At 33.8% G+C, this 7,029-nt stretch carries 6 protein-coding genes and 1 pseudogene; 2 read left to right on the plus strand and 5 right to left on the minus strand.

Annotated elements, in window-relative coordinates:
- The 4 genes and pseudogenes from F6K22_RS25615 to F6K22_RS25630 all read right to left on the minus strand — a co-directional run.
- A pseudogene (locus F6K22_RS25615) lies at positions 1 to 439 on the minus strand (SDR family oxidoreductase); the annotation flags it as partial.
- A 524-nt stretch (positions 440 to 963) separates the two neighbouring features.
- Complete coding sequence (xth, locus tag F6K22_RS25620) at positions 964 to 1,749, minus strand: exodeoxyribonuclease III (RefSeq protein ID WP_293104509.1); 786 nt, start codon at positions 1,747 to 1,749, stop codon at positions 964 to 966.
- A gap of 650 nt (positions 1,750 to 2,399) precedes the next feature.
- Complete coding sequence (locus F6K22_RS25625; RefSeq protein ID WP_293104512.1) at positions 2,400 to 2,948, minus strand: GIY-YIG nuclease family protein; 549 nt, start codon at positions 2,946 to 2,948, stop codon at positions 2,400 to 2,402.
- A gap of 381 nt (positions 2,949 to 3,329) precedes the next feature.
- Entirely contained in the window at positions 3,330 to 3,656 is a 327-nt protein-coding gene (locus tag F6K22_RS25630; protein ID WP_293104515.1) for a hypothetical protein, read from the minus strand.
- Between the two features lie 245 nt (positions 3,657 to 3,901).
- Between F6K22_RS25630 and F6K22_RS25635 the strand changes: the two genes are divergently transcribed.
- Positions 3,902 to 4,519 (plus strand): hypothetical protein, encoded by a 618-nt coding sequence (locus F6K22_RS25635; RefSeq protein ID WP_293104518.1) that lies wholly within the window; start codon positions 3,902 to 3,904, stop codon positions 4,517 to 4,519.
- 963 nt (positions 4,520 to 5,482) lie between these two features.
- Positions 5,483 to 6,412 (plus strand): alpha/beta hydrolase, encoded by a 930-nt coding sequence (locus tag F6K22_RS25640; protein WP_293104521.1) that lies wholly within the window; start codon positions 5,483 to 5,485, stop codon positions 6,410 to 6,412.
- A gap of 246 nt (positions 6,413 to 6,658) precedes the next feature.
- Here the strand turns inward: F6K22_RS25640 and F6K22_RS25645 are convergent, their stop codons facing one another.
- Positions 6,659 to 6,832, minus strand: coding sequence for a hypothetical protein (locus F6K22_RS25645; protein ID WP_293104524.1), 174 nt, complete (start codon positions 6,830 to 6,832; stop codon positions 6,659 to 6,661).
- Between the last annotated feature and the right edge of the window lie 197 nt (positions 6,833 to 7,029).

Genomic DNA, 7,029 nt, shown 5'->3' on the forward strand with positions numbered 1-7,029 from the left:
TATTAGAAGCAAAACCAGAAGGTTGCAAAATAGTATAATTCAATCCACTAGCTTTGAGATATTTTTCTACCTCTCTTTTTGCTTTAAAAGTAGGCTAATCTTCATATCCTCTTTCTGCTCCCAAGACAGAGATAAATACAAAATGTTTAACATCAACTTTCACCGCACAATCTATCAGTTCAATATTAGCTCGGTAGTCAATTGCTTGAACATCACCCGCACCACCGTGGGCACTAATAATATATTCAATTCCTTGACAAGCTTTGTCAATATCCTTGTCTATTTTTAAGTCGCCGATAAATATTTCAGCTCCACGATTTTCTAATTCAGAATAGGTCGAGTTTAGTCTAACAAAGGCGCGGACTGACATTTCCTTTTCTGTCAATATTCTGATAATTCGGCGACCTAATCCTCCGGTTGCTCCTGTTACTAAAAACATAATTACTTTTGGTTATCTATTAATAGTTCAATCTAAAAATTTACCAAATAAAAACCGTCATTTAAGTTATCAGTTATCAAAAACTCTAGCCAAAAGATTAAGATAGCGTATTGACTCAGTATTCAGTATGTTCGGTTAGTTTCCTTTGCTCTATGTTTGCCGACCCTACTAGGGCGTCTAGCTTTAAAATGTGGGTAAAGAGCGAGTTAATGAATACCTCTCCCCCAACCCCTCTCCTGCAAGGAGAGGGGAGAGATTTTACCCACGATTTTAGTCTGGACGCGCTGCTACTAGCTTTAACTTTTGACTTTCTTTAATTCTTACTTTTAACTTTTGACTTTTAACTTTTGACTTTTACTTTCTATTGCTCTATGTTTGCCCACCCTACTAGCTTTAACTTCTGACTTTCTTGACTTTTGATTTTTAACTTTTAACTTTTAACTTTAACTTTTGACTTTCTTTAATTGTAATTGATTGACTTTTGACTTTTGACTTTTGAATTTCCTTTTTCCTTCTTCCTTCTTTCAAAATTCCACAATAACTGGTGCATGGTCGCTAGGTTTTGTTAACTCTCTTGGAGACTTATCAATTATACAACTTGTTGCTTTTTGAGACAGGGGCAAACTAAGATAATGATGGTCAATACGCCAACCACGATTACGGCGAAAACCTGCTGCTCTATAATCCCACCAACTATAATGACCACCTTCGCTGGTAAACTGGCGAAAGGCATCCACTAACCCTAACTTGAGAATTTCTTGTAGAGCTTCGCGTTCCGCATCAGATAATCCCACAGAATTTTTACAACCTTCTGGGTCATGAATATCGCGGTCTTCTGGGACAATATTAAAATCGCCACAAATACATAAATTTGGCAATTTGTCAAGAACCAATTGAACATATTCTTGCAATAATTTTAACCAATGAAGTTTATAAATATATTTTTCACTACCGACACTTGCACCATTAGGAACATAAAGATTCAGAATACGAACATCATTTATTACCCCAGTAATTAAGCGTTTTTGTATGTCAAAATCTCCCACTTTATCATCACCTAAAATAGGTGCAAACCCACTACTAACATCTTCCATTGGGGAACGGCTAAAAATTGCCACACCATTGTAAGATTTCTGACCAGAAATATAAGTATGATAGCCTAATTCTTCAAAAGGTGATCGCGGAAAATCTTGGTCAATAACCTTAGTTTCTTGTAAACAGAGAATGTCAACTGAATTTAATTCTAACCATTCTATAACTTGTTGTTGACGAGTGCGAATTGAATTTACATTCCAAGTAGCTATTTTCATAATAAATAGGGAGTAGGGAGTAGGGAGTAGGGAATAGTAATTGACGAAACAGGGAATAGAAAATAAAAAAAACAAATGTACCTCAGTAACTTGAGAAACGCTATAAGTAGTCGTGCAAAATCAATTTCCTAGCTGAGAGAGGGAACAGTTAACTGGGAACAGGAAAATTAGGATGTGTAATTAATTTTGCATAGGAACTTATCTAAAATAATGCTATTGAACCGATAAATTTCTGCGAGGAAAAAGACTTGCTTCTAGAATTGAAGCAATTTATCTTTATGATTATTTATCTTGATTTATTTTTTCTTATATCATGTCCGGATAATTCGCGATAAAAACGTAAGCATTCAGGGGTCAGCTATTAGCTAGCCTCCTGGGTCGGAACTGCGTTAACAGCTTTATTACTTTAAAAGTAATTGAGAGATTTCAAAGAATTAAAAGTATGGGTAAAAGTCCATTAGTTAACCTTAAATAATCTATCGAACCACATAGTTCATTTTTATTGCTGAGAGCTGACTGCTAATAGCTGTTTGCGCAGCATTCCGCAGGAAATGCTTACATCAAAACACTTATCCTCTGCAAATTTTTCTATTCTCCCTACCCTCTACTTACTTATTTATAATGATTCAACCAGACATGATATTAGTTAACTATTTCAAATCTAATAAACCACTCGTTTTAAGCTTAGGATTAAAACGAATATTTTCTTGTAAACCTCGATTTTTTAATACCTCTAAAATATTAGCTTCTACTCGCCTAGCTATATTTTTTAGTAGTTTTTCTTTGGCAACTTCATCAATTAATGGATCTTCATATTGTACTCTTTCTGCTTCTGTCATTTCTTGTTTAGCATCTATAGGTTGATTCCACTTTGCTTCTGCTGCACCATTGCCTATAGGTAAGGAGCCATTTTTATTAATCCAAGCTGCTTTTATACCTTCCAATATACTACGATTTGGGCGCTCAATAGTTTCTACTTTTAGCCAATAGCAACTATTAGGTTGACGAACTAAATGTTGTTTAAGACTCTGATATACATCACGAGAATAACCGACAAATAGTAGTTCTTTTTCCTGGTCAAAAATTCCATAAACACCAATTTTTCCTTGTAAAGATAATGGTAAATTCCCTTCGGAATCAATATAAGGCAAATATTCTAATTGGGATAATTCTGGTATTTGTATTTCAGTATTAGTCATTTCAGTTATCAGTTATCAGTTATCAGTTATTAATACCTCCTATCTCCGATCGGGAACTCCTAAAACCCTTTTCTGATAGAGATATGGGGGGGTGGTGAGATGAGGAGGTGGGGGGAGTTTAGCCTCTAATTAAATAGGTTGACTCTCTCGAAATATCCAGTTAAGGGCAATTATATAACTTCTCTCTAAATGTCTAGGTTTTATGTTAAGAAAGATGTTTATAAAGCATAGCGCTGAAACCGGAGGCAAGAAAATCTGAAATTTCCTTTTTTATCCCCTGGAAACGGGAGGTTTGAAACCTTATTTCTTGTTTATTGGTCATTTTTTATATTGTTATGTTTCAGGAGAAGCGATCGTTAATTCCATTTTGATAAAAGTTGATTAATTCCTCGTAATTTTATAGATAGCACAGAGACGACTTGGTTTAAATATTTTAGCTTTAAAAATGAAATTAGGTGGCACATTGATAATAAGATAATCACTGGATTCGTGATACTTCTCAAATTCTTTTGGCATTCCTTTTGGTGTTTCTTTGCTGTAAGGAACTGGCTGAAACATGAGTTCAGTAAATTCTAATTTTTGACCTGGTAATTGTGTGGTGATTTGTTGGATAAAATTTTCACTTGTTAATAAGCTGAACAAAGTCTGTTTAGCATCTGGCTCTAGAGTAAAACTACTATCAAAATTTTCAATAATTTTTAAACCCATGTTGATTTTATTTCTGAATGTTTATGTAATAGGGCTATGGTTGTTGAGATAGTATTGCTTGTTCCTATCACATCGGAAATACCCTTTACTTATATTACTATTTGTTTGATTAAACTCAACTATTTTGAGTGAATATGAATAATTGTTAAGGGATAATTTTATATAAGAAATTATGATAAAATATCTAGATAAAAATTTGTAGTATCTATTATTTAACTGAACACATATAATGGGGATCTAGATTTATGGAAAATAGGGAAACATCATCAACAGTTATAAATAATCCCCAAAGTCAGCTTAAGTGGTTAGAAATAGCAGAATATAGTGCTTTAGGGGCTTCAGTTTTGGGTTCAGGTTTGGCGTGGTTTTTTGAACAAATTTTGTGGGCTGCAACTCCAATAACATTGGGATTATTTTTGAATACAATTAATCGAAAAATATTTGAGGAAAAAATTCAAAAACAGACTAACAATGAAGTAGAAGAATTAAGAATAGACATGAACTCAGTTTTTCAGCAATTAGACTCACTACCAAAAACAATTACTGAACAAACTCTTGAATCATCTCAAAATCAATCAAATTTTGAATACAATACAATTACAAAAGAAGACTGGGAAGCAATAAATATTAAATTTTCAGATATTGAAGAAGAACTACAATTATTAAAAAAATTAGCTACAGATTTACAGCAAAATCAAGAAGATAATTTACAATCAACAAACAATACATCAATGCCAAATGAAATCGAACAATTACAAACACAAATAACTAGGTTGCAAGAACTAAATAGAGATATTGTCAGACCATATTTTATTCGTTTAATTCGTGCTGTAAAGCAACTAGAGAAAACAATAAAATATTAATTATTAGACATTGCATAAAGTATACAGTTGCGAATCAAAACGACATTTCTTTTACTGCATAAGTAATCAAGAAAAATTGATTGTATATTTATTGCTTAAGTTAAGTAGGTAGGCAAAATTATTTTAGCTTTACTTACAAAGCATACAAGACTTATAAAACATACAAGTATATTTTTTTCCCTATTGCCTACTCCCTTAAAAAGGTTAAATTAATTTTGCAGAGGTACTTAATATTCAACTTTAACTTAGGTGATGATAAAAATTGTTAGCTCAAATTCTGTTAAATCAAAAAATTGAGAAAATTAACTCTATAACTATTTCAACTGTCTATTTAATTATTGACAGTAATATCTAATCAGAATCTTAAGACAAAGCAAGTATTTATATCATTCATAAAAAAATAATGTTACAAATAACAAGCTAGTATTAATAGAAACTTACAGCAATTGTGAGGATGGTAAGGTACAGTTTAATACTAATTTCTATTCCCCATTCTCTATTCCCTAAAGTCCTAAAACTTTGTACCTCATTAACTCCAAAACTGCTGTAACTTATGATGCTGGCAACATGAATATTTACTTACTACCGCGCCACCTACCACCTAAAACCTAAAATTTATTTGTAGCAAAAATTGATCACTATAATCAGGTAAAGTATTTTTTTCTCTTCCCGATGCCATGTTCCCTAAAATTCACAACTTGTCTATCTGACAAATTTGAGAATTGCTATATGACATTAAAAATACTGTCATAGTTGAGTATTGTTATCTATATGCAAACAGAGGAAAATTATAATGATAAAGTGACAAAAATAATCACAAAACCTACGGACTCAAATCCAGAAACCAAGGTTTTTTTGTGGTAACCGGGTAATCACATAATAAATATTCGGTATTAATCTTATTCTCACGAATAGAGCTAGATATATACCACTTTGTTGTAGATCAAAAATCAACTTTTAATAATGACTATTTTTCAGACTTCCTTAACATTCCTATTAATAGGTTTAGCAACTATTTATATCTCTGGTTTTATGTTACTAAGATTATTGCAAAACCGATTGATATTTGAACCTAAATCATTGGTGTTAGCTACTCCTGCTGCTTTTAACCTTCCTTATGAAGAAGTTTGGTTATCAGTTCCAACTTCTCGCAACCAGACAGAAAAAATATCTGGTTGGTGGATTCCGCAAACTCAACCCAACGCAGAAGTAATTCTCTTCCTACATGGTGCCAGTGGTAACATGGCTGCTCAGAAAAAAAGTTGTAATCTCGAGCGGGTAGCGAAATTATATCAGTTAGGATTTTCGGTATTTATGATTGATTATCGGGGGTACGGTAATAGTCAAGGGAGGTTTCCCACAGAAGCCACAGTTTATGAAGATGCTGCAATAGCTTGGAATTATTTAACTCAAGAAAAAAGCTTTTCACCAGAAGAAATTTTTATTTATGGATATTCTCTCGGAGGAGCGATCGCTGTTAATCTCTGCTTACAACAACCAAAAGCAGCAGGATTAATAGCTGAAAGTTGTTTCACTTCCATCAAAGACATGGCTAAATATAGGTACAGGTCTCGAATTGAGATATTTCCTCTGAAATTACTAATAACTCAAAAATTTGATTTTATTAATAAAGTGAAATCATTGCAAATGCCAGTGTTATTTATTCATGGCATGAATGATAAAGCTATACCTGCAACCATGAGTCAACAATTATTTGCTGCTGCACCCGAACCGAAAAAACTGCTGTTGATACCAAATGCTGGACATAATGACCTGGCAGAAATAGATAGCGATCGCTATCTAGCAACATTACGGGAATTTTGTGCTGCAGCGGAGGAGTCAGGAGGGAAGAGGAGAGAATTCAGGAATTTAGGAGGAGTCAGGAGTCGATAAGCATGAAAAGCTGCTGCTGTCTTTTGAGCGATCGCTAATACGAAAACCAATAATTTCTCCTGTCCTTACTGTCTGGGGTGGGCGAAGGGGCTAAAGCCAAACTACAACTAAACGCTTGCTCGTACAAACAATTACGCTCGTAGTTGGGCTTTAGCCCAAATTATTGATTTTGGAATGAGAGCCCAGTGTAGGGGCGGATTTATTTAATTTATGGGGAAATATCAATGTTTTCGGCTGAACCGACCCCTACCACTCCACAGAATAATGGGGAAAACGATTCGCTTTAATAAAATCTATCGCTGTTTTGGCAATAGCTGGAATTTCGATTTTGACAATTTTTTCCACTAAAAAAGGTAAGGGAATTTGACCAGGGGATACTTTAGTTTTGGGAACTTTACTCAATATTCTCTTATCAGCCATGATATAGAAATTGTCATTGCGAATGGAGCGTCAGCGTAATGAAGCAATCTTTAGCTTTGAGATTGCTTCTCTCCACTTCGTTCCGCTCGCAATGACCAACAACAATAATAACTCAAAATTTAGTTTGTAACGCCGACAGAAACCTTTGTATCTATCGGCGCATTCTGACAAGGATGGGCCTAACTCAAAAAAGGCTG

This window comes from Okeania sp. SIO2F4 (assembly GCF_010672385.1).
Classification (GTDB): Bacteria; Cyanobacteriota; Cyanobacteriia; order Cyanobacteriales; family Microcoleaceae; genus Trichodesmium.